Raw genomic sequence first — 25,869 nt, 5'->3', positions numbered from 1 at the left:
CGTCGGCTGGGAGTCCGGCGCGGACTGGGTGCGCGAGCAGTCGCGTTCGGTGGCGAACCGGATGGGCGCCGAGGTCGACGAGATGGACCTCGGGCCGTCGCCGAGGGGGCGTTCCTTGTCGAGCGGGGTACGGCCGGACACCCGGTTGTAGTCGATGGCGATCACGTGGTCGAAGGAGCCTTCCAGCGGCTCGCCCAGGAAACCGGTGCCGCTGATGTCGAACTGCTCGTCCTCGTCGTACGGGAGCCGGGCACCGGGATCGGGCAGCCGCCCGCCCGCGTCGCCGAGCCGGAAGACCCCGATGGGGGAACGCAGGTCGCCGGCCGTGTGGTCGGCGGTCCAGCCCTGAAGGGCGTTGCGGGCGGGCCACGGCCCGGCGACCTCGGTCCAGCCGCGCGCCGGGTCGCGCCGGTACAGGGTGGCGGTGGCCGTGTTGGAGTCGGCGGTGGCTCCGGTGACGACGAAGGCCTGGGTGGTGGTGCCGGGCACATGGGCGTGGGTGGCGGGGCCGACGCCGGGAATCCGGGGCACGGGGACCGGGGCGGAGGCGAGGTCGTTGGCGGCCACGGCCGGCGGCCCCGGGGCGGGGCGGCTGTCGCCCGAGGCGGGCGCGGACGTCGGGGCGGGCGCGGGTGGGGCGGGGCTCGCGCAGGCGGTGAGCAACAGGGCCGCGCACAGTGTGCCGGCGCTCAGCAGCGCGGGGGCGCCCTTGCGGACGGGCATGGGACGGCATCCTCCTGGCCAGGGGGCAATGCAGCGATCCGTACCCGTTCGTCGGGCGGCACTGCCACCGCGACCACCCCCTCACCCGTACGGCCGCTTCCGCGGCGGGCGCGCCCCGTCGAGCCGGTGCCCGGAGGCCCGTGTCACCCGGGCAGGCACCGACGGCCCGGCCGGTCGCGTGCCACTGGCAGCGATCGGCCTGCTGACGGGGGCTCGCACCAGGCCACTCTCTTCGGATTGGCCCCTGTGGACGCCCTGACGGCCCGCCTACCGTGGGGCCATGCATCCCACGCTCGCCGCCGACCTCGCCCGGCTGCCCGAACTCCTCCAGTCCGCCCGCGACTTCGCGGCCCATGAGCTTTCCAGGGTCGGCGAGCGGCCCGTCGCCTCCCCCGCGAAGGCCCCCGAGCCCGACCCGCTGCCGACGGAGGGCGTCGGCACGCAGGGTGCGCTCGACCGGTTCGCGCGGCGCTGGGAGCCCGGGTTCTCCGGCTCGGCGGGCCCGCGCTACCTCGGCTTCGTGACCGGCGGCGCCACCCCCGCGGCCCTGACCGGCGACTGGCTCACCGGCGCCTACGACCAGAACGGCTCCAGCGACGGCGGCTCGACCGCCGCCGCCCTGGAGCGCGAGACGGTGGGCTGGCTGCGGGAGCTCTTCGGGCTGGGCGAGGCGCACGGGGGCGCGTTCGTCAGCGGTGCCACGATGTCCAACACCGTGGGGCTCGCCGTCGCCCGGGAGTGGCTGGGCGAGCGGCTGGGCGTGTCGGTGTCCCGTGCCGGGGCGGCCGCGCTCGGCCCGGTCCACGTGCTGTCCGGCAGCCCGCACTCCAGCATCGGCAAGGCGCTGTCCGTGCTGGGCATCGGGCGGGACCGGCTGCGGCCGGTGCCGCTGCTCGGCGGGGAGCGCGAGGCCGTGGACGTGGCCGCGCTGGCCGAGGCGCTGGAGTCGCTGGACGGGCGGCCCGCCGTCGTGGTCGCGAACGCCGGGACGGTGAACACGGTCGACTTCGACGACCTGCGGGCGATCGCCGCGCTCAAGGAGCGGTACGACTTCTGGCTGCACGTCGACGCCGCCTTCGGCGCGTTCGCCGCGCTCTCGCCCGCCCGTGCCGGGCTCGTCGAGGGGCTCGACGCGGCCGACTCGATCTGCGTGGACCTGCACAAGTGGCTGAACGTCCCGTACGACGCCGCCGTCCAGTTCACCCGCCGCCAGGACCTCCAGGTGCGGGTCTTCCACAACGAGTCGCCGTATCTCGGCCTTCCCGCCGGGACGCCCGACTTCCTCCATCTGACGCCGGAGAACTCCCGGCGGCTGCGCGCCCTGGCCGCCTGGTTCTCACTGACCGCGTACGGGCGTGAGGGGCACGCCGAGATCGTCGAGCGCTGTGTCGCGCTGGCCGGACGCCTCGGCGAGGGGATCTCCGCGGTGCCCGGGCTGCGGCTCCTCGCGCCGGTGCACCTGAACGTCGTCTGCTTCACCCTCGCCGACCGTCCGACGGCGGAGCGGCTCGCCGCCGTGGCGCGGGCGGTCGCCGACTCCGGCGAGGCGTTCCTGACCCCCACGGTCCTGCACGGGACGCCCGCGCTGCGCGCCGCGTTCAGCAACTGGCGCACGACGGAGGAGGACACGGACCGGGTCCGGGACGCGCTGGCGCGGGCGGTCCGGGGACTCCCCGCGACCGGGGACGCGTGAGCACCGGGAGGTGGAGCGGTACGTCCTGACGTCCTGCCGGGTGACACGATCCCGTTCGTGGCGCTGCGTCCGGCCTGACCGGCAGCACTCCTGACGGAGCGTCAGAACATTGCGGCACGGGTCTGGGAACCTCAGGGGCCCGGCGCTACCCTCCGCGCATGATTCGGACGGTGGTGTGGGGTACCGGGAACGTGGGGCGCGCGGCCATTCGCGCCGTGGACGCCCATCCGGGTCTCGAGCTCGCGGCCGTGCTCGTGTCCGACCCGGCCAAGGTGGGCCGTGACGCGGGCCGGCTCGCGGGGCTCGGGCGCGATCTCGGGGTGGTCGCCGACGACGACGTCGGCGCGGTGCTCGACGGGCGGCCGGGGGCGGTGGTGTACGCGGCCTCCGGCGACACCCGGCCCGACGGGGCGCTCGCCGATGTGGTGCGGGCGGTGGCGGCGGGCGCGGTGGTGGTGACGCCCGCCCTGTATCCGCTGTACGACCAGCGCAACGCACCGCCCGAGTTCCGGGATCCGGTGCTCGCGGCGGTCGCCGGGGGCGGCGGTTCGCTCTTCGTGTCGGGCGTCGACCCGGGCTGGGGCAACGATGTGCTGCCGCTCCTGGTGAGCGGGCTCGCCGCCACGGTGGACGTGATCCGCTGCCAGGAGATCTTCGACTACTCGACGTACGAGCAGGAGGAGTCGGTCCGGGAGCTGGTGGGGATGGGCCGGCCGATGGAGTACGAGCCGCCCATGCTGTGGCCCTCGGTGCCCACCATGATCTGGGGCGGGCAGGTGCGGCTGATGGCCCGCGCGCTCGGGGCCGAGATCGACGAGATCCGCGAGACGCTGGAGCGGCGCCCGCTGGAGTCCACGGTGAAGACGCGGACGATGGGCGTGTTCGAGGCGGGGACGCAGGGCGCGGTCCGCTTCGAGGTGCAGGGGATCGTCGGCGGGGAGCCCCGCATCGTGATCGAGCACGTCACCCGGATCCATCCCTCGTGCGCGCCGGACTGGCCGGTGCCCCCGGACGGCGCCGGCGCGCACCGGGTGATCGTCGAGGGAAGTCCCCGGATCGAGGTGACGGTGGCGGCGACCGACGAGGGCGAGAACCGTTCGGCGGGCGGGAACGCCACTGCGGTGGGACGGCTCGTCGGGGCGATCGACTGGCTGGTGGCGGCGGAGCCGGGACTGTACGACGCGCTGGACGTGCCGCTGCGGCCGGCGGTCGGGAAGCTGGGAAGGAGACCACGGTGATCATCGACATTCCCGAGGGCCAGGAGCCGATCGGATACGTGTGGGGCGACATGGTCCCGGAGATCGGGACGGCGGCGGCGAACTTCTCGCTGTCCGTGTACGCCCACACGACCCTGGGGTTGCGCGAGTTCGAGGCGGCGCGGCTGCGGATCGCGCAGATCAACGGCTGCGGCTTCTGCCTGGACTGGCGCACCGACCGGGACGGGGTGAAGGTCGAGGAGGGGTTCGACGAGCTCGTCGCGGCGTGGCGGGAGACGGAGGTCTCGGAGGTCTTCGACGAGCGGACGCGGCTCGCGGCCGAGTACGCGGAGCGGTACGCGCTCGACCACCACGGCCTGGACGAGGAGTTCTGGGCGCGGATGACGGCGCGGTACAGCCAGGCGGAGATCGTGGAGCTGACGATGAGCCTGGGGTCGTGGCTGGCGTTCGGGCGGCTCAACCGGGTGCTCGGGCTCGACACGGTGTGCGCGCTGCCGACGCACTGAGCCGCCGCCGACGTCCTTGAGGGCCGCCGCCGACGCGCTGGGGCTGCGGAGAGGGGCTGGCCGGGGTTCCGGTCGGCCCCTCGCGCGCGTGCGGGCGGTCAGAAGTCCTCGGCGATGATGCGCTCGATGTTGCGCTCGGCGAGGGCGGTGATGGTGACGAAGGGGTTGACGCTGGTGTTCCCGGGGATGAGGGAGCCGTCGATGACGTAGAGGCCCCGGTAGCCGTGGAGGCGCCCGTGGTTGTCGGTGGCCCGGTCGAGGACGGCGCCGCCGAGCGGGTGGTAGGTGAGGTGGTCGCCCCAGATCTTGTAGGCGCCGAAGAGGTCGGTCCGGTAGATCGTCCCCTCCTTGCTGTTGATCTTGTCGAAGATGGACTTGGCCATGTCGATGGACGTCTGCTTCCAGGCCCGGTCCCAGCTCAGGTCGACGGTGCCGGTGGACGGGTTCCAGGTGAACTCGGCGCGGCGCGGGGTGCGGGTGATGGACAGGTAGAACGAGGCGTAGGTCTCGATGCCGGTGGGCAGCGGGGCCACCTCGGCGAAGGCGCCGCCGGCGTCCCAGTTGTCGATGCCCGCGGTGGGCATGGAGGACTGGAGCTTTCCGGTGGGGTCCCACATGTGGTTGGCGCGGCCGCACATGACGTTGCCGTTGTCGCCCCAGCCCTTGCCGATGTGTTCGTTGAGGGCGGGCAGGGCCCCGGTGGCCTTGAGGCGGGTCAGGAGCTTGCTGGTGCCGACGCTGCCGGCGGCGAAGAAGACCCGGTCGGCGCGGACGGTCTTGGTGGCGAGGGTGGCGCCGGTGGTATCGATCTGGTCGATGACGACGGTGTAGCCGCCGGCGGCGGCCGGGCTGACGGAGGTCACCCGGTGGAGCGGGGAGACGTTCACGCGGCCGGTGGCGGCGGCCTGGGCGAGGTAGGTCTTCTGGAGGCTCTTCTTGCCGGCGTTGTTGCCGTAGATGACCTCGCCCTCCAGGGCGGACTTCTGGACGGCCCCCGCGGCCTCCCGCTTCATGTAGTCCCAGTCGTAGACGTTGGGCACGAAGACGAAGGGGAAGCCGGAGCGCTCGGCGTGCTTGCGGCCGACGCGCGCGTACTGGTAGCAGTCCGCGTTCTCCCACCAGTTCACGTCCACCGACGTGACGCCCAGGCCCGCGTTGGCGCGCGGGTAGTAGGTGGCGTACATCTCGGCCGGGTCGACGGTCGGGAGGATCGCCGGGAAGCGCTCCCGGAGCGGTGTGACGGCCATGCCCCCGTTGACGAGGGAGCCTCCGCCGACGCCGCGCCCCTGGTAGACGGTGATGCCGGCGAAGTCCTCCGCGTCGAGGATGCCGGTGTGCACGGGCACGTCCTTGTCGAGCGGGAAGCCGAGGAACTGGCTCAGCGGCTGCTTGGTGCGGGTCCGCAGCCAGAAGGAGCGGTAGTCGGGCCTGGTGGTGTTGGCGAAGATCTTGCCGTCGGGCCCGGGGGTGTCCCAGGCCGCGCCCATCTCGATCATGTGGACGTCGACACCGGCGCGGGCGAGCCGCAGGGCGGCCACGGAGCCGCCGTAGCCGGTGCCGACGACGAGGGCGCGCACATGGGAGCCGTCGGGGACGGGGGTGCAGTTCAGGCCGGGGACTTCGGCGCGGGCGGGGGTCGTGATCGTGCCGGCGAGGGCGGCGGCGCCGAGAACGGAACCTGTTCCCGCGAGAAAGCGACGGCGGCTGACCCGTGGATCTCCCTGGGCGGGCAGGGCGTGTTCACTCATGTGATCTTCCTCACTCGCGAGTGAATGGGAACACGTTCTACGACCGCCCGCCGAGGAAGTCACGAGAAACTGCCGGGTAACTTCAGGCCGGAGAGGCCCTCTTGCGCGTCAGAGGACGACCGGACCGGGGGTGCCGGTGAGGCGCTCGGGGGTGAGGAGTTCGGCGAGGCGGTGGGCGGGCAGCAGGCCCTTCTCCACGGTGAGCTCGACGACGCCCCGGCCGGTGGCGAGCGCCTCCTGGGCGATGGCCGTGGCGGCGGTGTAGCCGAGGTGCGGGTTGAGCGCCGTGGCGAGGCCGATGGAGTTCTCCACGGCCGCCCGGAGCGCCTCGGCGTTGGCGGTGATGCCGGTGACGCAGCGGTCGGCGAGGGTGAGGCAGGCGGCGCGCAGCGAGAGCAGGCTCTTCGAGAGGGCGTGGAAGATCACCGGCTCGAAGGCGTTGAGCTGGAGCTGGCCCGCCTCGGCCGCCATGGTGATGGTGATGTCGTTGCCGATCACCTCGAAGGCGACCTGGTTGACGACCTCGGGGATCACCGGGTTGACCTTGCCGGGCATGATGCTGGAACCGGCCTGCACGGGCGGCAGGTTGATCTCGCCGAGGCCCGCGCGCGGCCCCGAGGAGAGCAGCCGCAGGTCGTTGCAGGTCTTGGAGAGCTTGACCGCGATCCGCTTGAGGACCCCGGAGAGCTGGACGAAGGCGCCGCAGTCCTGGGTGGCCTCGATGAGGTTGACGGAGGTCACCAGCGGCAGGCCGGTCAGCTCGGCGAGGTTGCGCCGGGCGGTCTCGGCGTAGCCGGGGGCGGCGTTGAGGCCGGTGCCGATGGCGGTGGCGCCGAGGTTGATCTCGTGGATGAGTTCGATCGCCTCGGCGAGCCGGCCGCGGTCCTCCTCCAGCATCACGGCGTACGTGGAGAACTCCTGGCCCAGCGTCATGGGCACCGCGTCCTGGAGCTGGGTGCGGCCCATCTTCACGACCTCGCGGAACTCCAGGGCCTTGGCGGCGAAGGCGTCCTGGAGGACCGCCATGGCCTTCAGGAGCTCGCGGGCGGCGCCGATCGCCGCGATGCGGATCGCGGTCGGGTAGACGTCGTTGGTGGACTGGCCGAGGTTGACGTCCTCGTTGGGGTGGAGCCGGGCGTAGTCGCCCTTGGCGTGGCCGAGGAGCTCCAGGGCCCGGTTGGCGACGACCTCGTTGGCGTTCATGTTGGTGGAGGTGCCCGCGCCGCCCTGGACGACGTCCACGACGAACTGGTCGTGCAGGTGTCCCGTACGGATCTCCCGGCAGGCCCCGGCGATGGCGTCGGCCTTGTCGGAGGGCAGCAGGCCGAGCTCCTCGTTGGCTCGGGCGGCGGCCTCCTTGACGGCGGCGAGCGCGTCGATCAGCAGCGGGTAGACCGAGATGGGCGTACCGGTGATGGCGAAGTTCTCGGTGGCGCGCAGTGTGTGGACGCCCCAGTAGGCGTCGGCGGGGACGTCCCGGTCACCGAGCAGGTCGTGCTCGCGGCGGACGGGGGCGTCGTGCGGGGCCGGTGCGGGAACCATGAGGAGCCGTCCTTGGGGAGAGGAGGGGGTGGGGTGCGGATGTGCGCGGCGCCGGGAGGGCGCGCCCGGTGTCCACGCGTGCGCGTACGGCCCCGGTGGCCGTTTCCGGGCACGGCGGAGCCGCCGGGCGGGCCCGGCGGGCGCGGTGCGCCGGTGGGAGAGGTTGATTCCGGCTCGCGGACGGGCGGGGGGATGCGCCGTCCGCGAGCCGGTGCTTGTGGGGTGCGCCCGTCGACTCCGGTCCGGAGGACAGGCCCCGCGCGGCTCTACGCGCGGGCGGCGACCGCCGAGGCCGAGCGGGAGCCGCCGGTGGCGAGGACCGGCTCGGCGCGGACCGGGCCTTCGAGGAGGCGGCGCAGGAGGGCGGGGGCGCCCAGGCCGGTGGTGCCTTCGGCGAGGAGCGTGGAGAGGAGGGCGATCCGCGCCTGGCCGGCCCGGAGGGTGCCGGTGAGCAGGGCGCCGGCGGCGACGAGGTCGACCGCGCCGCCGCCGGTGTATATCTCGGCCAGCGGTCCCGCGGGGACACGGGTGGTCACGGCGACCAGGACGCCCTGGGCGACGGCGTCCGCGACGGCGGCGGCGATCTCGGGCGTGGCGTTGCCCGCGCCGGTGGCGACGAGGACGATGCCCCGGGCGCCGGCGGAGACGGCCGCGTTCAGGAGGAACGGGTCGCCGTCGGAGTGGTGCGTGATGATGTCGACGCGGGGCAGCGGGGTGGCGTCGGCGGCCCCGGGCGCCGCGGTCCGCGCGGCGGCCGGCAGGGGCAGCGGGGCGGGACGCTCCGGCTGCCGCTCGATGTCGACGCGGGAGAACCCGACGCGGCCGAGGCGCTCGGCGGAGGGGTCGGAGAAGGCGTCGGCGGCGAGGGTCTGGGTCTTCACGGTGCCGCGCGCCGCGTGGACGCGTCCGTCGAAGACGACGAGGACGCCGAGGTCGCGGACGGAGGCGGCGACCTGGAGCGCGTCGTAGAGGTTGCCGGGGCCGTCGCCGTCGCCGGTGCCGAAGGGGCGCTGGGCGCCGGTGAGGACGACCGGGCGGGAGTCGGCGTGGTGGAGGTCCAGGAAGAAGGCCGTCTCTTCCAGGGTGTCGGTGCCGTGGGTGACGACGATGCCGTCGACGCCGGGGTCGGCGAAGGTCTCGTGGACGGTGCGCAGGAGGGCGAGCTGGTGGGCCGAGGTCATGCGGGAGCTGTTCACGTTGAACAGGTCGACGACCTCGACGGTGACGCCCTCGGGGAGGGGCGCGGTGGCCAGGACGTCGTTGCCGGAGGCGTCGGCCGCGTAGCCGGTGCCCTGCCAGCGGCTGGCGATCGTGCCGCCGGTGCTGATGACGACGATCCGGCGTGCTCCTCCGTCGTTCGTCCGCTTCATGCCTGCCGTCCTTCTCGCTCCGTGCCCATGTCCTGCGCCCGCAACGATAGGTCAGGCGGCGCGCAAGACGATTGCGAAATCAGCCGCCCGTTTGTTTCATCGTGGTGGATAATTGCGCCATGGACCGGATTGATCTCCACATCTTGCGCGAGCTCCAGAACGACGGCCGTCTGAGCAACCAGGAGCTGGCCCAGCGGGTCGGGCTCAGCGCCTCCCCCTGTCTGCGGCGGGTGCGCCAGCTGGAGCAGGACGGGGTGATCCAGGGCTATCGGGCGATCATCGACCCGGAGGCGGTGGGGCGCGGCTTCGAGGTCCTCGTCTCGGTGGAGGTGAAGCGGGACCGGGAGACGGTGGAGGCCTTCGAGGAGGCGCTCCAGGACGTGCCGGACGTGATCGAGGCGTACCGGCTGTTCGGGAGTCCCGGCTGTCTGCTGCGGATCGCGGTGGCGGACCTCGCGGCGTACGAGCGGCTGTGGATCGAGCGGCTGACGACGCTGGCCGGGGTCACCGAGGTCAATTCGCAGATCATCATGAAGCGGATCAAGGAGCCGAAGGGGATGCCGGTGGACGTGCGGGGCGCCTGAGGCCCCTGTCACTCCCGGGGCACGGGCGGTCTCTCCCTATGCGAGAACGTCATGGAACAGCCTTCTCCTCGTTACATGACAGGTACCTGACGTGTGCCACCCTCCCGATGACACGAAGTCAACACGCGTAGACAACGGTGGTGTTGAGCCGACGCCCCTCGTCCCGCGCGTGCCGTCCCCGGGAAAGGGCCCCCCATGTCCGTTGTGCGGACCGGCAGCTGGAGGGTGTGGGCGACCGCCGTCGCCGCCACCCTCGTCGGCGTCACACTCCCCACGGTCACCGCGACTCCCGCGAGCGCCACGACCACCGCGTACGACACCACGTACTACAAGAACGCGATCGGCAAGACCGGCACGAGCCTCAAGTCCTCGCTGCACACCATCATCAGCAGCCAGAGCAAGATCTCGTACGACGCCGTCTGGAACGCGCTGAAGACGACCGACCAGGACCCGAACAACACCGCCAACGTGATCCTGCTCTACAGCGGCGCCTCGCGCAGCAAGTCCCTCAGCGGGGGCGACGTCGGCGACTGGAACCGCGAGCACACCTGGGCCCAGTCCCACGGGAACTTCGGCACCTCGGCCGGCCCCGGCACCGACCTGCACCATCTGCGCGCCTGCGACGTGCAGGTCAACAGCACCCGCGGCAACAAGGACTGGGACAACGGCGGCAGCGCGGTCGGCGGCGCACCCGGCAGCTACACGGACGGCGACTCCTTCGAACCGCGCGACGCGGACAAGGGCGACGTGGCCCGCATGATCCTCTACATGGCCGTGCGCTACGAGGGCGACGACGGCTGGCCGAACCTGGAGCCCAACGAGTCCTCCACGAACGGCGGCGTCCCCTTCCACGGCCGCCTCTCGGTCCTGAAGCAGTGGAACGAGCAGGACCCGCCGAGCGCCTTCGAGGAGCGCCGCAACGACGTCATCTACAACACCTACCAGCACAACCGGAACCCGTTCATCGACCACCCGGAGTGGGTCGAGGCGATCTGGTAGCCCGAGCGCCGCGGAAGTGACGGAGCCGGGCCGGACGTGACGCGTCCGGCCCGGCTCCCGCCATGTCGGCCCCTACGCCTGACCGCTTCCGGGACCTTCAAACGCGAAAACGCAGATCGTCTCACGTTTTTGAAAGACCGACTGCGACAATCCAAAGGCGTTATCTACCCGTTATAAACGGTGATTTTGACCGTTTATGATCGAATTTGCCATGCGCCTGGGAGGGGATTCCCGCCGCGGAAAGCGTCGGCGCATCTATCACGCCACCACCGCCCTGAACAAGACCTCCGACCCAGGAAGTTCCGCGGTCCGCTCGGTAGCTTCGGCGCCCATGACCACTGCCCCCCTGACATCCCTGGTCGGCGGCCTCTCCGTCGGCCCGGCCGAGATCGCGGACGGCGCCGAACTCTGGCGGATCGCACGCGGCTCGGGAGAACTCGACCTCAACTCGCCGTACAGCTACCTGCTGTGGTGCCGCGACTTCGCCGACACGACCACCGTCGCCCGTGACGCCTCCGGACGACCGGTCGGCTTCGTCACCGGCTACCTGCGGCCCGACGCGCCCGGCACGCTCTTCGTCTGGCAGGTCGCCGTGGAGGGTTCGCACCGCGGAAGCGGGGTAGCCGGGCTCCTGCTCGACGCTCTGTCCGCCCGAGTGGCGGCCGAGCACGGACTCGACCGGCTGGAGGCGACCGTCACACCGGGAAACCTGGCGTCCGACCGGCTCTTCCGGTCCTACGCCCGCAGGCACGGGGCGGACCTCACACGCGAGGTCCTCTTCCCGTCCGCCTCCTTCCCCGTGGCGGGACACGAGGCCGAGGTGCTGTACCGCATCGGCCCCCTCGCACCCCCGGCGTCCTGAGCCGCCCCCGGCGTCCTGAGCCGGCTCCGGAGTCCTGAGCCGACTCCGCACCACTCCCCCGCACCACACCTTGGAGAAGAGACTTCGTGACCCTGACCGACATCGCCGCCCCCTCCGTCTTCGAGACCGTCGAATCGGAGGTCCGCAGCTACTGCCGTGCCTGGCCCGTCGTCTTCGAACGCGCCAGCGGGAGCCGGCTGTACGACGAGGACGGCCGCCCGTACCTCGACTTCTTCGCCGGGGCGGGTTCGCTCAACTACGGCCACAACAACCCGGTGCTCAAGCGCGCCCTCCTCGACTACCTCGCCGACGACGGCATCACCCACGGCCTCGACATGTCGACGACCGCCAAACGCACCTTCCTGGAGACCTTCCGCAGCACGGTCCTCGAACCCCGCGCCCTGCCCTACAAGGTGATGTTCCCCGGCCCCACCGGCACCAACGCCGTGGAGGCCGCCCTCAAACTCGCCCGCAAGGTCACGGGACGCCAGACGGTCGTCTCCTTCACCAACGCCTTCCACGGCATGTCGCTCGGCTCGCTGGCCGTCACCGGCAACGCCGCCAAGCGCGCCGGAGCGGGCGTCCCGCTGCACCACGCCGCCCGGATGCCCTTCGACGACTACCTCGACGGACAGGTCACCGACTTCCTCTGGTTCGAGCGGCTCCTGGACGACTCCGGCTCCGGCCTCGACCACCCGGCGGCCGTGATCGTCGAGACCGTCCAGGGCGAGGGCGGCATCAACGTCGCACGGGCCGAATGGCTGCGCGGGCTGGCGGAGCTCTGCCGCCGGCACGAGATGCTCCTCATCGTCGACGACATCCAGATGGGCTGCGGACGCACCGGCGACTTCTTCTCCTTCGAGGAAGCGGGCATCACGCCCGACATCGTCACCCTGTCCAAGTCCATCAGCGGCTACGGCCTGCCCATGTCCCTCTGCCTCTTCCGGCCGGAGCTCGACCTGTGGGAGCCCGGCGAGCACAACGGCACCTTCCGCGGCAACAACCCCGCCTTCGTCACCGCCACGGCCGCCCTCGACGCCTACTGGCGCGACGGCGCCCTGCGCGAGCGCACCCTGAGCCGGGCCGACCGGGTCGAGCGCGCCCTGCTCGACCTGTGCGGCGACGACGGCCGCGCGGGCCTGGCGGTGCGCGGACGCGGCCTCGTGTGGGGCCTGGAGTTCGCCGACGGGGAGCGCGCCGCGGCCGTGTGCCGGCGGGCCTTCGAGATCGGCCTGCTCCTGGAGACGTCGGGGCCGCGCGGCGAGGTGGTCAAGCTGCTGCCGCCGCTGACCGCGACGGACGACGAACTCGACGAGGGCCTCGGCATGCTGGCCCGCTCCGTGCGCCACTGCGCCTGAGACCGCATCGAAAGATCCACAGATCCACCCGAAAGGCCATCGCCCATGATCGTCCGTACCTTCGACGAGCTGGAGAACACCGAGCGGCACGTCCGGGCCGCGTCCGGGACCTGGGAGAGCAAGCGGATCGTGCTGGCCCGCGAGCGGGTCGGCTTCTCCCTCCACGAGACCGTGCTGTACGCCGGCACCGAGACCTCCATGTGGTACGCCCACCACGTCGAGGCCGTCGTCTGCACCGCCGGCGAGGCCGAGCTCACCGACCACGAGTCCGGGCGCACGTACACGATCCTGCCCGGAACGATGTACCTGCTCGACGGGCACGAGCGCCACACCCTCAAGGTCAAGCGGGACTTCCGCTGCCTGTGCGTCTTCAACCCGCCCGTCACCGGGCGCGAGGACCACGACGAGAACGGCGTCTACCCGCTCCTCACCGAACCGGAACCCGACCACGGTCAGGCCTGAGGCCGGCCCGTACCCCGACGACTCCGTACGCGAAAGGAAGCACCCCGCCCCATGACCTCCGCACCCACCCGCCCCGTCGACCTCTACCCCACCCGCGGCTCCCGGGAGGAGCTCATCGGCCGCAAGGACCCCGTCGTGTGGTCCGAGCCCGGCACTCCCGGCCCCTTCTGGGCCCGGGAGCTGGAGGAGTACGACCGCGACGGCTTCGTCACGGTGGAGGAGCTCGTCACCCCGGCCGAGGTCGACGAGCTCCGCGCCGAGCTGGACCGGCTCGTCGCCGACCCCGTCGTCCGGGCGGACGAGCGGGCGATCGTCGAGCCCCGCTCCCAGGAGATCCGCTCCGTCTTCGAGGTGCACCGGATCAGCGAGGTCTTCCGCAGGCTGGCCGAGGACCCCCGGATCGTGGGGCGGGCCCGCCAGATCCTCGGCTCCGACGTGTACGTCCACCAGTCGCGAGTCAACGTCAAGCCCGGCTTCGGCGCCAGCGGCTTCTACTGGCACTCCGACTTCGAGACCTGGCACGCCGAGGACGGGCTGCCCCGGATGCGGACCGTCTCGGTCTCGATCGCGCTCACCCCGAACCACACCACCAACGGCAGTCTGATGATCATGCCGGGCTCGCACCGCACCTTCCTCGGCTGCGCGGGCGAGACGCCCAAGGACAACTACAAGCAGTCGCTGCGGATGCAGGACGCCGGGACGCCGTCCCACGAGGCGCTCACCACCTTCGCCGACGCCTGCGGCATCCGGCACTTCACGGGCCCGGCGGGATCGGCCACCTGGTTCGACTGCAACGCCCTGCACGGCTCGGGCGACAACATCACGCCGTACCCCCGGAGCAATGTGTTCCTCGTCTTCAACAGCGTCGAGAACGCGCCCGAGGCGCCCTTCGCCACCCCGGTCCGGCGCCCCTCCTTCATCGCCGCCCGCCCGGGAGAGCCCGCATGAGCGGCTCCGCGCCGCTCGACCGCCGCCGCTTCCTCACCAGAGCGTCGCTCCTCGGCGGTCTCGCCCTGGCGGCCGGGCCGCTCACCACCTGCGCCCGACCCTCACCGAGTTCGGCACGCTGATCCCGGGACTGCTCGCCGGCCGGATCGACGTGGTGAGCGCCGGCATGTCGATCACACCGGAGCGCTGCGCCAAGGTGCTCTTCTCCGAGCCGGAGTTCGTCTCCCCCACCGCGCTCACGGTCCGCAGGGGCAACCCGAAGGGGGTGAGCGACCTGAGGTCCTGCGCGGCGAAGGGCGCCACCGTCGGCGTGCTGACCGCCGCGGTGGAGGCGTCCTACACGAAGGCGGCGGGCGTCCCGGACGGCATGGGGGGGCGGGCCTGCGGCTGCGGCGGGGCGTCCTGCCGCAGGTCGCCCGGGACGTCTCCGACCGGATCCTGATGTTCGATCGCGGCCGGATCGTGGAGTCGGGCCCGGCCGGGGAGCTCCTGGAGTCGCCCACGCACGCGCGTTCCTCGGCTCGGTCCGGTAGTCCGCCGGCCGGGGGCGCGCTCCGATGCGCGGAGCGCGCCGTGCCGGTCGGTCCGGCAGGAGTCGGCCGGGGCACCCTCCGGTCCACCGGGCGTGCCCTCCCCGGTCAGCGGTCGGCCGGCGTCCCGGCCATGCCTTTCCGCAGCCGGCCCAGGCTCCGGGCCAGGAGGCGCGAGACGTGCATCTGGGACACGCCGAGGCGCTCGCCTATCTGCGTCTGGGTCAGCTCCTCGACGAAGCGCAGGTGCAGCAGCAGCCGGTCGCGCTCGCCGAGGGCCTCCACGAGCGGGGCGAGGGCGTGGAAGTCCTCGACGAGTCCGAGCGCCCGGTCCTCCTCGCCGAGGAGGTCGGCCAGGGCCGCGTCGTCGTTCTCGTCGTCACCGCTGCCGATCGCCGCGTCCAGGGAGGCCGACCGGTAGCCGTTCGCGGCCAGCTGGGCCTCGACCACCTGCTCCTCGGACAGGTCCATGACGGGTGCCAGTTCCGCGACGCGGGGTGCGCGGCCGAGCCGCGAGCTCAGCTCGTCGGTCGCCTTCGCCAGCTCCACCCGCGCCTCCTGGAGCCGGCGCGGGACGTGGACCGCCCAGGTGGTGTCGCGGAAGAACCGCTTGATCTCGCCCATGATGTAGGGCAGGGCGAAGGTGGTGAACTCCACCTCGCGGGACAGGTCGAAGCGGTCGATCGCCTTGATCAGGCCGATCATGCCGACCTGGACGATGTCCTCCCGTTCCTCGATGCGTGCGCGGAAGCGGCCCGCGGCGTAGCGCACCAGGGTCATGTTCATCTCGATGAGGGTGTTCCGGACGTACTGGTGCCCGGCCGTCCCCTCCTCCCGTTCCGCGAGTTCGCGGAAGAACACCCGCGACAGGGCGCGCGCGTCCCGGGGCGCCACCTCGTGGGGCACCTCGAGAACGGGAAGGTCCCCCCTCGTACCGCTCGTCTCGTACGTCGTCGCCTCGGCCACCTCGGTCCGCACGGGGACACCCTCCTCCTGCTTTTGTCCGTTCGGCGGTCCCGGTCCGCGTACCCCCGCCGCACGGACCCACTCCTCCCAGCCGTACGATCCACCCCGGACCGGACGGAAAGGAATCAGTCCGACATGTCCGGGCAAGCGTGTCCCATCACCCTTCGACACACCGGGAAGAGAGGGACCCGCGATGAACAGCCGGAGCGAAACCCTGCCCCGTACGACCGCCGGGGCCTCTCCGGCCGCCGCCGGGAGGGCCGGGCCGTCACCGCTCCTCACTCCGGCCCAGGCCCGGCGACTGGTCAGCCGCACGCTCGCGGCCCTCGGCCCGCTGCGGGCCTCCCAGGTCGACGACCTGCTGCTCGTCACCTCGGAACTGGTCACGAACGCCCACCGCCACGGGGGCGGCCTGACCTCGTTCGGGATCGCCGTCGGCGGCGACCGGGTGACCGTCTCCGTGGCCGACGCCAGCGGGGAGCCGCCGCGCCACGAGCCCCCTGAGGGACTGCGGCCCGGCGGCTTCGGCTGGCCGATCGTCCTGCGGCTGTGCCGCGAGGTGACGGTGGACACGCGGCCGGACGGCAAGACCGTCCACGCGGCGGTGACGGTCGACCACTGAGCCCCGACGCTCAGCGGAATCGGCCCGTCCGGCCTCGGCCCCCCGGGCTCACCACCAGTAGGCGGGGTATCGCGGTGCCGCGCGGCGGATGCGGGAGGCGGCGAAGGCGGTCAGCACGAGCAGGACCGTGGAGCCGAAGAGCAGGGGGACGAACCGGCCGGGGGCGGGGGCCTGGAGCACGATGACGACGGCGGTCGCGCAGGCCGGCGAGTGCGGGGTGCGGGCCAGTGTGGCCAGCGCCAGGGTGACTCCGGCGGCGAGGGCGGCGGCCCAGGCGCTGCCGTGCGCGGCGACGGCCGCCACGGCGTATCCGGCGGCGGCGCCGAGGAGGTGGCCGACGATCACGCTGCGGGGCTGGGCCAGGGGCAGCGCGGGGGCGCAGTGGACGAGCGCGGCGCTGGCGGCCAGCGGGGGTATCAGCACGGGCTCGTGGATGAGGGCGCCGATGGCGACGAGCCCGAGGAGGGCGGCGGTCGCGGCGCTGACGCTGTGGAAGGCGGCGCCGGGCGCGGGCCGGGCCGGGGCCCGGCCGGCGATCCACGGCAGGCGCGGTTCCCGGGGGGCGGCGGAGGTCTGGTCGGAGGCGGTGTCGGGCCGCAGAGCGGCGTCGGTGCTCATGGGATGCGAGGTTTCCGGGGCAGGCGGCCGTGGCCGGGGCGGGTCGGGGACGGGGTGGGGCGGTCGTACGGGTCCCTGTGGTCGACAGTCGGCCCGGTCTCACGCCTGGCCTGGTGCGGCGGCGCGGCCTCGCACCACTCTAACCAGCGGTTTCGCCACGGCGCGGGCGGGGTCGGGGCAGGATCTCCCCATGACCGACACTTCCTCCGTCACGTCCCGCGCCGTGCCCGCCTCCGCCCCGCCCTCCTTCCGCCTTCTCCCCGGGGCCGCGGACTCCCCCGTCCTCCTCCATGTGCCGCACTCCTCCCGCGAGGTGCCCGCGGAGGTGCGTGCCGGGATCCTGCTCGGCGACGAGGAGCTGGAGCGTGAGCTGGATCACATCACGGACTCCCACACGGCGGAGATCGCCGCCGTGGCCGCGGCGGCGGCCGGCGCGGCGCCCTGGCGGTTCGTCAACGGGCTCTCGCGGCTCGTCGTCGACCCGGAGCGCTTCCCGGACGAGCGCGAGGAGATGCTGGCCGTCGGGATGGGCGCGGTCTACACCCGGACTACTCACCGGGCGGCGCTGCGGCTGGCCGGGTTCGACGCGGCGCCGCTGCTCGACCGGTACTTCGTCCCGTACGCCCGGGCCATGACGGAGGCCGTGGCGGAGCGCCTGGCCGTGGCGGGGCGGGTCGTGATCGTCGACGTCCACTCGTACCCGACCGAGCGGCTGCCGTACGAGCTGCACGGTGACGGCCCGCGCCCGCCGGTCTGCCTCGGGACGGACGCCTTCCACACGCCTCCCGCACTGCTCGACGCGGCGCGCGAGGCGTTCGGCGGGTTCGGCGGCGTCGGGACGGACAGCCCGTTCGCCGGGACGTACGTGCCGTTGGAGCACTACGGCCGGGATCCGCGGGTGAGCGCCCTGATGGTCGAGATCCGCCGCGATCTGTACATGAGCGAGCCGGGCGGGCCGGCGGGGCCGGGCGTCGAGGCCCTCGGGGCGGCCCTGGCCGCCCTGGTCGACGCGGTGGCCCCGGCGGGTGGGCGTGTCCGACAAGCGTAAAATCAGACAGATGAGCCCACTCCGATACGAGCTGGTGTTCTCCGACGGCACGGGGACGACCCAGGACGTCGTGGTCGTGGAGCGCACCCCCTTCACGGGGTCCGGTGGCCATCCGGTCTACGCCGACCCCACCGGCATCATCCGGGCCGAGATCAGCGACCGGGACGAGGTGCGCATCCTCGCGACCGGGGCGCATCAGGAGGTCTCCCGGCAGGTCCGGGCCCGCGCGCTGCCCGACCCCGAGCCGGAGGATCCGTCCGCTTCGGCCGCCTGAGGTCACGCGCCCGGCCCCTCATGCGTTCGGTCGCACCGGACTGGCCCGGGGGCCGTCCGGTGCGCAGGCTGGGGGCGGGCCCCGGGCCGGGGCCCGTCCCCGGAGCGAGGAGACCCCGCCGATGGCCGCGCCCGCAGCACCCCCGTACCGGTACGACGGCCTCAGCGCGCCGCACCTCAACCGCACGCTCAAGCGCTCCCCCGAGGCCGGCAACACGGAGGGGCTGATCGGGCGCGGCCGGTCGGTGATGGAGGCGCAGGGCGTGACGACCTCGTCGGCGCGGCCGGTGGACCCGGACATCGCGACCGGGGTGTGGCCCGACACGACGGAGCACGGGTGGACGTCGGACGCCTGGCCCGAGCCGTACGGGCCGATCCGGGTCGGGGATACCCGTCATGAGCGCGAGCCCGGTCCAGGTCTTGCCGGACCCGACCTGGAGGAGCACGACGATGACTGACAACGCCATGTCTCATGACGACCTGCGTGCCGTGGTGATCAACTGCACCCTCAAGCGGTCGCCGGAACGGAGCCACACGCAGGGCCTGATCGACATCAGCACCGGCATCATGGAGCGCCAGGGTGTGCAGGTCGAGGTACTCAGGGCAGTGGACATCGACATCGCGACCGGCGTCTGGCCGGACATGACGGAGCACGGCTGGGAAACCGATGAGTGGCCGGTCGTCTACTCCAAAGTCATGGCCGCAGACATCCTCACGCTGGCTGGGCCTGTATGGCTGGGTGACAACTCCTCAGTCATGAAGAAGGTCATCGAGCGGCTTTACGCCTGCTCCTCGATCCTCAACGAGCACGGCCAGTACGCCTACTACGGTCGTGTGGGCGGCTGCCTGATCACCGGCAACGAGGACGGCGCGAAGCACTGCGCGATGAACGTCCTCTACAGCCTCCAGCACCTCGGATACGTCATTCCGCCGCAGGCGGACGCGGGCTGGGTCGGCCCGGCCGGTCCTGGGCCGTCGTACCTGGACGAGGGCTCGGGCGGCCCGGAGAACGACTTCACCAACCGCAACACCACGTTCATGACGTGGAACCTGCTCCACCTCGCCCGGATGCTCAAGGACGCCGGCGGCATCCCGGCGCACGGCAACCAGCGCTCCGAGTGGGACGCCGGCTGCCGCTTCGACTTCGAGAACCCCGAGCACCGTTAGGGGCGCCGCGTACCCGCCCGCTGACGTCCGGGCCTCCTCCGCTGTCGGACGCAGGGGCGAGGATGGGCGGCATGACGAAGACCGGAGCGGACTACGCGTGGTTCGAGGACGACTTTCCAGACATCGCCGAGGCGTACTGCTTCACCCTGGTACGGGGGCTGTCGCCCACTGAGCTGATGTCCCGGCTCGAAGGACGACCGGAAGCACCCCTTCAGGGCATCGCCGCAGTCGTCGACGCCGCCTTCGCCCAGTACGACCTGGAGGAGGGGGACCGACAGCTGGTCGCCATGACGACGGTGGGCACCTGGACACTGCTGATCGAACCCAACGGCTACCTCGGGGTCACCGAGGAACAAGCACTGCCGGCCTCCGCGGGGGCGGGCTGGGTCTCCCACTTCGTCAACATCAACGGCGTCGGCACGTTCCTCTGGGCGGAGGACCAGGTCCTGCGCCTGTGCTTCGACCCCATGTTCCCGGAGGACCGCTGGGGCACCGCACCCGACGAACTCCTCGACGTCATGCGACGGATCGGCTTCCACTTCGACGACGACGATCCGGAGACGGATCTGTCCTCGCCGGCGGCGTTCGCTCTGGCCGAGCACCTGACCGGCGTCGCCGTCACTCCCGCGCTGCTCCAGGACACGACGTTCACCTGCGCCACCGTGAAGATTCGCTGACCGCTCCCCGGTCCGTGGCGGCAGGCCCGGAACGCGCTTCCCCTCGCGCACCGGGCCTGCACCGTTGCCGTGAAGGCAAGACCAGACCGGTCTGCACGGAGTCAGGCCCGTTCCCACGGTGTGGGATCCGGGCGGCGATGCCACCACCAGCCGACCGGGGTCTGTTCAGACGCACCGGTCAGCTCCCTGCGAAGGCTTCCCGACGGGTCTTCGGCTGTTGCCGCGGCAAACCGGCTGTCCAGTTCCTCCAGAGCTTTGTCAAGCAGCTCGGTGACCTCGCGAGGCAGTCGGGCACCGATGCCGGCGAGCTCGTCGCGGGCTTCCAACCGTTCTCGATAGAGGTCGGCCGGATACCACCCGGATGGCGCCCACCCGGATTCCAGCTGCCTGATGACCCGCTCCCATACGACCAGGTTGCCCTTGGCGGACCAGACGGGACTGCCCGTGTCGTCGTCCCGGGCAAGCCGCGCCGGGCCCGAGGCCGCTTGCCGCACCTGCTCCACCGATGCCGCAAAGGCCTCGGCCACAGGAGTGTCCGGCTTTTGTTCCCGCACGATCTCGGCAAACCTCGTCACGATCGCCCGGGGCAGCTGCGGCACCGGCGCCTCGACGGCGGTGACCTCGTAGAGAGGGGGCTCGTCGTCGGAGAGTTCGAGCCGGGCACGCGTGAGAAGGCCGTCCGGCGTCACCGCCCAATAAGCGCTCGGAAGTGCTTCGGCCGCGGGGTACAGGACTGTCGTCGTGGCCGCCTTCGCAAACGCCGCGGCAAGCTCGGACTCGAGCGGCTGATCGGCCGCTTCGCCCTGGACGTAGATGCTCAGCGACCACGCGATGTCACCGTGGACCGCACGGTGTTCGCACGAGACGGGCGCATCCCAGTTCCGGAGGTCGGGGTCGCCGTCAGGATCGGCCACGTCCACATCACCGACCGCGGTACCAAGGCTTCCAGCGAGTGCGACGCCCATGGTCTCGGGGCTGACGGCGCCGACGGTAAGGAGGATGTACGTCACGGAAACGTCCCGTTGCAGATGGCCAGGGCTTTCTCGACGATGCCCGGACCAGAGTCGGGACAGACCGTTCCTGAGTCTTCGACACCATAGCCCCCTCCGCTCACCTCATAGCGGTTGAGTTCCTTGCCCGCGGCCGGCCCTTGCAGCTCGCTCGATGCCTACCGGGGACCGGTTCGGTGTCCTCGGGGGACAGGTCCCGGCGTCCGTCCCGAGCCTGCTGTTCCACCTTCTGCGGGCTCCCGCCGCACCCGTCGGACCGCCGCCCGAACCTCCTGCCCGGGCGCTGCGGCTGCGCCCGGGCACCTCGTCCCGGCAGCGCCCGTGCGACCCGACCGCTCCCTTCGGGCAGGCGAACGCTCCCCGGCGCGAGGCCCGAGAGGGCCGAGCTGAACACCACGCCGTCCGCCCATGAGCCCGACGCGACAAAAGGGATGCTCTTGGTATTCGTTTTTCACCATCCGTGACGTTCCCCGGGCCCTACGGCGCCACTGGCGCATCACACGGTCGCGCTCTCGCGAGCCGGCAGGCGTGCTCTGCCCCACGCGGAGCCCGCTCGTCACGTCGCTGAGCGCGCCCCTCGCGGATACTCTGGGATTCATGATCGAGTCCGGACGGCCGCGGCTCCGTCGGAGCTACGGCTACGGCAGGCTTGTGCGGCTGTCGCCGGTGATTCTGACCGTCGTGATCGCCGGCCTGGCCTACGCCACCCCGCCGGAGATGGCCTTCAGCCGCCTCCTGCCCGCGGCGCCGGCTCTGGCCGCCGCCATGTGGCCGGTCCTCCCGACCGTCCTGCTCGGGACCGTCTGCCTCTTCCTGATGATCGGCCTCAGCCTCGTCTTCCCCGATCTGGGGACGTGGTGGACGTGCGGGGGGATCGTCGCGGTCACCGTGGCCGCAGCATACGGAAGCCATGTCCGGCTTCAGCGGGAGCGCACCCTCTTCCAGGTACGGCTCGTCGCCGACGCGGCCCAGCAGGTGGTGCTGCGGCCCCTGCCGCACCGTTTCCGGAACGTCGAGATCGAATCGCTGTACCTCGCGGCCGCCGCGGAAGCCCGCATCGGCGGGGACTTCTACGAGGTGGTCGACACGCCGTACGGGGTACGGCTGCTCATCGGCGACGTGCGGGGCAAAGGCCTGCCGGCAGTGGGGGCGGCCGCGGCGATCGTCAACGCCTTCCGGGAGGCGGCACACGGCGAGGCCTCCATGGCCGACATCGCCCGCAGGCTCGACGCCAGCTGCGCCCGGCACAACGCCGCCCATCCACCCGAGGCACCGATGGAACGCTTCGCCACCGCGCTGCTCGTCGAGATCCCGCATCAAGGCAGTCGCATCACCATCGTCAACTGCGGACACCCCCCGCCGTTGATCCACAGCCTGAAGAACGTGCGCATCCTCGAACCGTCCGCCCCGTCGCCCCTGCTCAGCCTCGCGGAGTTGATCGGTGACCAGTACCGTGCGGACGCCTTCGACTTCGCTCCCGGCGAGCTTCTCCTCCTCTATACGGACGGGATCGCCGAAACCCGCGCACGGGACGGTGAGTTCTTCCCGTTGACAGAGTGGATGCGTCGACAGCTCCCCACACCTCCCCGTGATCTGCTCACGGCCCTGCACCACGACCTCCTCCGTCACAGCAGAGGCAGCCTCGACGATGACATCGCCGCCTTGGCCGTACGCCTGCGCACGCCATGAACCATGCGCACGGAGAGGCCGTGAGCTCCCACGCGGGGAGGCTCGCGGCCGTCAAGCCACGGGCAAGGCCTGTTCCGCCCAGATCGTCTTCCCCGCCGGCATGTAGCGCGTCCCCCAGTGCTCGGTGAGCTGGGCGACCATGAACAGTCCGCGTCCTCCCTCCTCGTCGCTGCCGGCGTAACGGGCGTGCGGTGAGGTGTGCTGCGAGTCGGAGACCTCACAGATGAGAGAACGGTCCCGGATCAACCGCAGACCGATCGGGCCGGAGGCGTGACGGATCGCGTTGGTGACCAGTTCGCTGACCACCAGTTCCGTGGTGAAGACCAGATCGTCCAGCCCCCACCGCCCCAGCTGTTCCGCGGCCATCGCACGTGCGCGTGCGACGAGCGCGGGATCCGGGGGCAGCTCCCAGGTCGCCACTTGACGCGCCCCCAGCGCACGGGTGCGCACGACGAGGAGCGTCGCGTCGTCCTGCACCTGGTCCGCTGCCAGCTCCGCGACGATCTGGGCGCACAGTCGGTCGGACGACGATCCCCGCTGCTCGCCGAGTACGGCCGCCAACCGGTCCAACCCCACGTCGATGCCCTTCCCCCGGGCCCCCACGAGGCCGTCGGTGAACAGGACGACCAGACTTCCCTCGGCGAGCTCCACCTCCGCGCCCTCGTAGGGAAGCCGCCCCACGCCCAAAGGAGGCCCCGGTGGCAGACGTAGGAAGCTGACGGGGCCGTGCGGCTGCACCACAGCAGGCGGCAGGTGCCCCGCCGCCGCCCAGGTGCTCGTCCGGGAAGCCGGATCGTAGATCCCGTAGACGCACGTCGCTCCGACGGCGCCACCGCCGTCCGCGCCTTTCCCGTCCTGGTCCGACGCGTCCTTGCCGACTTGATCGTTCAGCCGGGCCAGGAGTTCGTCGGGCGCGAGGTCCAGCTCGGCCAGGGTGCGCACCATCGCGCGCAAGCGCCCCATGGTGGCAGCGGCCCCGAGTCCGTGGCCGACCACGTCCCCCACGACGAGTCCGACACGTGCCCCGGAAAGCGGAATGACGTCGAACCAGTCTCCGCCGACGCCGAGGTGGCTGTCGGCCGGCAGGTAGCGACTCGCCGCCTCGACCGCGCTCAGCTCGGGCAGCGATCGTGGCAGCAGGCTGCGCTGGAGCGTGAACGCGGCGGTGCGCTCCCGGCGGTACCGCCGGGCGTTGTCGATGCACACGGCGGTCCGCGACGCCAGCTCCTCGGCCACTGCCCGATCGCCGTCGTCGAAGGGTTCCGAGTCGTCGCCCCGCACGAAGGTGACCAGGCCCAAGGGCGTCTCCCGCACGATCAGCGGGACGTACAGCCGTGTCGGCGCCACCACGGCGTCCGTGGTCGACCGGCCCCTGGCCAGGCTCTCGGCCTGCGACGATCCGGCAGCGTACGCGACCCGCTCGCCCACCCGGGAGGGCTCCCCGTCGGAATCCGCCACGCGTACGAGGTCCCATGCCGTGACGGGCTTCGGTTCCGCTCCCTCGAGCACTTCTGCCACTACGTCGACGAGCAGGGCGTCGGCGTACTGCGGCACGGCGATCTTGGCGAGCTCCGCTGCCGTTCCGGACGGGTCCAGCGTCGACCCGATCCGCGCGCCGGCCTCCGCGAGGAGCGCGAGGCGCTGCTGCGCACGGTAGTGGTCGGTGACGTCAATGGACTGTTCGCACACGCCCACCGGCTCTCCCCGGCCGTCCAGCAGGCGGAAATAGGACGAGGACCAGACGTGCTCGCGCCGCGGGTCGGCCGGGGAGCGCCCCCGGAAATGCACGTCGATGACCGGCTCACCGGTTTCGAGGATCTGTTGGACGAGGTCCTCCGGCGGCGCCAGATGCTGGGTGGTGAGGACATCGCCGGGAAAGAGTTCGGTCATGGAGCGGCCGAGCAGTGCCGTGAGGTCGCCGCCGAGCTCCCGGACACTGGATGCGTTGGCCCACAGGAGGCGCGCGCCGGGACCGTAGATGGTCAGTGTCACCGGCGACTGGGTGACGAGCCCCTGCAGCATCGCCTGTCGGGTCTCCCACCAGCGAAGTCCCTCCAGCTCAGCCGCCATGAGGACGGCGGAGGGGGCCCGGCCGGAGGAGACCCCGTCGGAGGCGGGGGCCAGGGGATGCAGAGTCACCGCCACACGTACGGTGTCTCCGCTGCGGTGGCGCACGTCCACGACGGCACTGCGCGTCCCGTCGAGCCGCAGCCGCTGGTCCGACCGCGACTCTTCCGATCTGCCGCGATCGGCGTGCGAGGTTGCGATCAGGTCCGCCGCCCGGCGCCCCAGCACCTGCGAAGCCGGATATCCCAGGAGGGCCTCGGCCTCACGGCTCCACCCGACGAGCACTCCGTCTGCGGCGAGCAGGGCGAAGGCGGCCGGGGGCGGGCCGAGGTGCCCACCTTCGTCCGCCTCGGAGGGAGGAATGAACGGTAGCCCTTCCATGCCCCCATCATCCTTCCGAGCGGTCGCGACCGCAGTGCGCTCGATCCGGTCCGGGCGGCCACCGCGCAGCGCGGGCGGGTGCCCTGCCTGCTCTATCTCCACGGCGAGGGCTTCACGGCCGGCAGCCTGGACGGCGTCGACGAGGTGTGCCGTCTCTTCAGCCACCACGCCGAGTGCGTCGTGGTCTCGGTCGACTACCGGCTGGCCCCCGAGCATCCGTTCCCCGCCGCCGTCGACGACACCAGGACGGCCCACACCTGGCTCGTCGAGAACGCGGACCGCCTCGGCATCGACAGCCGCCCCATCGCGGTCGGCGGCGACTCGGCCGGTGGAGGTCTGGCGGCGTCGCTCTGCCTCGACCTGCGCAACCGCGGGCTGCCCCAGCCCGCGCTCCAGGTCCTCGTCTACCCGGCGGTGGACGACTCTTTCGCGCGCCCGTCCTGGACCGAGTTCGCGGACGCCCCCCCCTGATGGGAACCGCCGACGCGCAGTGGTTCTGGCGTCAGTACGTGGGCGACGGCGGTATTACTCCCGGCTCACTCGCGGTGCCCTTCAAGGCCGCGACCCTCGCCGGTCTCGCCCCCGCCCACGTCATCACCGCGGAAGTGGACTGCCCGCGCGACGACGCCGAGGCGTATGCGCGACGGCTCGGGGCAGCGGGCGTCCCGGTGCGGCACCGCCGGTACCGCGGCATGTACCACGGGTTCTTCACCGAGACCGACGCCTTCACGAAGGCCACCGAAGCCGTCGCGGATGCGTGTACCAGCCTGCGCGGCGTCTTCACCGACGGAGTTCTCCCGGCGTGACCC

General features: G+C 72.1%; 27 protein-coding genes and 1 pseudogene. 21 read left to right on the top strand and 7 right to left on the bottom strand.

The features are described 5' to 3' along the window. Positions 1-28 precede the first annotated feature (28 nt). The 4 genes from ABZ318_RS13290 to ABZ318_RS13275 all read left to right on the top strand — a co-directional run bounded on the left by ABZ318_RS13290 (position 29) and on the right by ABZ318_RS13275 (position 4,139). Entirely contained in the window at positions 29-151 is a 123-nt protein-coding gene (locus ABZ318_RS13290; protein ID WP_356902577.1) for a hypothetical protein, read from the top strand. A gap of 852 nt (positions 152-1,003) precedes the next feature. Next, positions 1,004-2,416 carry a pyridoxal-dependent decarboxylase gene (locus tag ABZ318_RS13285; RefSeq protein ID WP_356902572.1) on the top strand — a complete coding sequence of 471 codons (1,413 nt, stop codon included), beginning with the start codon at positions 1,004-1,006 and terminating at the stop codon, positions 2,414-2,416. 158 nt (positions 2,417-2,574) lie between these two features. Further along, positions 2,575-3,654, top strand: coding sequence for a dihydrodipicolinate reductase (locus ABZ318_RS13280; RefSeq protein ID WP_356902571.1), 1,080 nt, complete (start codon positions 2,575-2,577; stop codon positions 3,652-3,654). After that, positions 3,651-4,139: a carboxymuconolactone decarboxylase family protein gene (locus ABZ318_RS13275; RefSeq protein ID WP_356902570.1), complete on the top strand. Its 489-nt coding sequence runs from the start codon at positions 3,651-3,653 to the stop codon at positions 4,137-4,139. The genes ABZ318_RS13280 and ABZ318_RS13275 overlap by 4 nt, the downstream gene beginning before the upstream one ends. Before the next feature lie 98 nt (positions 4,140-4,237). Here the strand turns inward: ABZ318_RS13275 and ABZ318_RS13270 are convergent, their stop codons facing one another. From ABZ318_RS13270 to ABZ318_RS13260, 3 genes are all read right to left on the bottom strand, one after another. After that, entirely contained in the window at positions 4,238-5,887 is a 1,650-nt protein-coding gene (locus ABZ318_RS13270) for a GMC oxidoreductase (protein ID WP_356902569.1), read from the bottom strand. A gap of 108 nt (positions 5,888-5,995) precedes the next feature. Then, positions 5,996-7,429 carry an aspartate ammonia-lyase gene (locus ABZ318_RS13265; protein WP_356902568.1) on the bottom strand — a complete coding sequence of 478 codons (1,434 nt, stop codon included), beginning with the start codon at positions 7,427-7,429 and terminating at the stop codon, positions 5,996-5,998. A gap of 266 nt (positions 7,430-7,695) precedes the next feature. After that, positions 7,696-8,799 carry an asparaginase gene (locus ABZ318_RS13260; protein ID WP_356902567.1) on the bottom strand — a complete coding sequence of 368 codons (1,104 nt, stop codon included), beginning with the start codon at positions 8,797-8,799 and terminating at the stop codon, positions 7,696-7,698. A gap of 119 nt (positions 8,800-8,918) precedes the next feature. Here ABZ318_RS13260 and ABZ318_RS13255 point away from each other — a divergent pair, with 119 nt between their 5' ends. From ABZ318_RS13255 to ABZ318_RS13220, 8 genes and pseudogenes are all read left to right on the top strand, one after another. After that, positions 8,919-9,383, top strand: a complete 465-nt coding sequence (locus tag ABZ318_RS13255; RefSeq protein WP_356902566.1) for an Lrp/AsnC family transcriptional regulator — start codon at positions 8,919-8,921, stop codon at positions 9,381-9,383. 195 nt (positions 9,384-9,578) lie between these two features. Then, positions 9,579-10,382 carry an endonuclease gene (locus ABZ318_RS13250; RefSeq protein ID WP_356902565.1) on the top strand — a complete coding sequence of 268 codons (804 nt, stop codon included), beginning with the start codon at positions 9,579-9,581 and terminating at the stop codon, positions 10,380-10,382. A gap of 331 nt (positions 10,383-10,713) precedes the next feature. Then, entirely contained in the window at positions 10,714-11,244 is a 531-nt protein-coding gene (ectA, locus tag ABZ318_RS13245; RefSeq protein ID WP_356902564.1) for a diaminobutyrate acetyltransferase, read from the top strand. A gap of 86 nt (positions 11,245-11,330) precedes the next feature. Beyond that, on the top strand, positions 11,331-12,602 hold the full coding sequence (gene ectB / locus ABZ318_RS13240) for a diaminobutyrate--2-oxoglutarate transaminase (RefSeq protein WP_356902563.1): 1,272 nt from the start codon (positions 11,331-11,333) through the stop codon (positions 12,600-12,602). 45 nt (positions 12,603-12,647) lie between these two features. After that, positions 12,648-13,064 carry an ectoine synthase gene (locus ABZ318_RS13235; protein WP_225800849.1) on the top strand — a complete coding sequence of 139 codons (417 nt, stop codon included), beginning with the start codon at positions 12,648-12,650 and terminating at the stop codon, positions 13,062-13,064. A 51-nt stretch (positions 13,065-13,115) separates the two neighbouring features. Further along, on the top strand, positions 13,116-14,012 hold the full coding sequence (thpD, locus tag ABZ318_RS13230) for an ectoine hydroxylase (protein WP_356902562.1): 897 nt from the start codon (positions 13,116-13,118) through the stop codon (positions 14,010-14,012). Beyond that, complete coding sequence (locus tag ABZ318_RS13225; RefSeq protein ID WP_356902579.1) at positions 14,009-14,134, top strand: twin-arginine translocation signal domain-containing protein; 126 nt, start codon at positions 14,009-14,011, stop codon at positions 14,132-14,134. The genes thpD and ABZ318_RS13225 overlap by 4 nt, the downstream gene beginning before the upstream one ends. Continuing rightward, positions 14,101-14,373, top strand: a pseudogene (locus ABZ318_RS13220) (transporter substrate-binding domain-containing protein); the annotation flags it as partial. The gene ABZ318_RS13225 and the pseudogene ABZ318_RS13220, both read left to right, overlap by 34 nt. A 277-nt stretch (positions 14,374-14,650) precedes the next feature. Here the strand turns inward: ABZ318_RS13220 and ABZ318_RS13215 are convergent. Continuing rightward, positions 14,651-15,520: an RNA polymerase sigma factor SigF gene (locus tag ABZ318_RS13215; RefSeq protein ID WP_356902561.1), complete on the bottom strand. Its 870-nt coding sequence runs from the start codon at positions 15,518-15,520 to the stop codon at positions 14,651-14,653. A 181-nt stretch (positions 15,521-15,701) separates the two neighbouring features. Between ABZ318_RS13215 and ABZ318_RS13210 the strand changes: the two genes are divergently transcribed. Next, positions 15,702-16,130, top strand: coding sequence for an ATP-binding protein (locus tag ABZ318_RS13210; RefSeq protein WP_356902560.1), 429 nt, complete (start codon positions 15,702-15,704; stop codon positions 16,128-16,130). A gap of 48 nt (positions 16,131-16,178) precedes the next feature. Here ABZ318_RS13210 and ABZ318_RS13205 read toward each other — a convergent pair whose 3' ends face one another. After that, positions 16,179-16,748 carry an HPP family protein gene (locus tag ABZ318_RS13205; protein ID WP_356902559.1) on the bottom strand — a complete coding sequence of 190 codons (570 nt, stop codon included), beginning with the start codon at positions 16,746-16,748 and terminating at the stop codon, positions 16,179-16,181. Between the two features lie 190 nt (positions 16,749-16,938). Here ABZ318_RS13205 and ABZ318_RS13200 point away from each other — a divergent pair, with 190 nt between their 5' ends. The 5 genes from ABZ318_RS13200 to ABZ318_RS13180 all read left to right on the top strand — a co-directional run bounded on the left by ABZ318_RS13200 (position 16,939) and on the right by ABZ318_RS13180 (position 19,913). Next, positions 16,939-17,796: an N-formylglutamate amidohydrolase gene (locus tag ABZ318_RS13200; RefSeq protein WP_356902557.1), complete on the top strand. Its 858-nt coding sequence runs from the start codon at positions 16,939-16,941 to the stop codon at positions 17,794-17,796. 10 nt (positions 17,797-17,806) lie between these two features. Beyond that, entirely contained in the window at positions 17,807-18,070 is a 264-nt protein-coding gene (locus ABZ318_RS13195; RefSeq protein WP_356902556.1) for a DUF6296 family protein, read from the top strand. A gap of 121 nt (positions 18,071-18,191) precedes the next feature. After that, positions 18,192-18,527 carry a hypothetical protein gene (locus ABZ318_RS13190; protein ID WP_356902555.1) on the top strand — a complete coding sequence of 112 codons (336 nt, stop codon included), beginning with the start codon at positions 18,192-18,194 and terminating at the stop codon, positions 18,525-18,527. Further along, a complete protein-coding gene (locus tag ABZ318_RS13185; protein ID WP_356902554.1) occupies positions 18,520-19,236 on the top strand; it encodes a flavodoxin family protein in 717 nt (238 codons plus the stop codon). Before ABZ318_RS13190 ends, ABZ318_RS13185 begins: the two co-directional genes overlap by 8 nt. A 71-nt stretch (positions 19,237-19,307) precedes the next feature. Then, the gene (locus tag ABZ318_RS13180) at positions 19,308-19,913 is read left to right on the top strand and encodes a DUF6461 domain-containing protein (protein ID WP_356902553.1); all 606 of its coding nucleotides are present in this window, start codon (positions 19,308-19,310) and stop codon (positions 19,911-19,913) included. A 101-nt stretch (positions 19,914-20,014) separates the two neighbouring features. Here the strand turns inward: ABZ318_RS13180 and ABZ318_RS13175 are convergent, their stop codons facing one another. Continuing rightward, complete coding sequence (locus tag ABZ318_RS13175; protein ID WP_356902552.1) at positions 20,015-20,923, bottom strand: hypothetical protein; 909 nt, start codon at positions 20,921-20,923, stop codon at positions 20,015-20,017. 597 nt (positions 20,924-21,520) lie between these two features. Between ABZ318_RS13175 and ABZ318_RS13170 the strand changes: the two genes are divergently transcribed. Further along, positions 21,521-22,612, top strand: coding sequence for a PP2C family protein-serine/threonine phosphatase (locus tag ABZ318_RS13170; protein ID WP_356902551.1), 1,092 nt, complete (start codon positions 21,521-21,523; stop codon positions 22,610-22,612). A 51-nt stretch (positions 22,613-22,663) separates the two neighbouring features. Here the strand turns inward: ABZ318_RS13170 and ABZ318_RS13165 are convergent, their stop codons facing one another. Then, on the bottom strand, positions 22,664-25,060 hold the full coding sequence (locus tag ABZ318_RS13165; RefSeq protein WP_356902550.1) for a SpoIIE family protein phosphatase: 2,397 nt from the start codon (positions 25,058-25,060) through the stop codon (positions 22,664-22,666). Positions 25,061-25,138: 78 nt separating this feature from the next. On the opposite strand from ABZ318_RS13165, the gene ABZ318_RS13160 reads away from it, so the two are divergent. Together ABZ318_RS13160 and ABZ318_RS13155 are read left to right on the top strand one after the other, a co-directional pair. Continuing rightward, the gene (locus ABZ318_RS13160; RefSeq protein WP_356902549.1) at positions 25,139-25,531 is read left to right on the top strand and encodes an alpha/beta hydrolase; all 393 of its coding nucleotides are present in this window, start codon (positions 25,139-25,141) and stop codon (positions 25,529-25,531) included. After that, the gene (locus tag ABZ318_RS13155) at positions 25,531-25,866 is read left to right on the top strand and encodes an alpha/beta hydrolase fold domain-containing protein (protein WP_356902548.1); all 336 of its coding nucleotides are present in this window, start codon (positions 25,531-25,533) and stop codon (positions 25,864-25,866) included. Before ABZ318_RS13160 ends, ABZ318_RS13155 begins: the two co-directional genes overlap by 1 nt. Positions 25,867-25,869 lie beyond the last annotated feature (3 nt).

It is taken from the genome of Streptomyces sp. NPDC006197, from assembly GCF_040613865.1.
Lineage (GTDB): Bacteria > Actinomycetota > Actinomycetes > Streptomycetales > Streptomycetaceae > Streptomyces.
The sequence above is the reverse complement of the archived record's forward strand: the minus strand, read 5'-3'. Positions and strand labels throughout refer to the sequence as shown.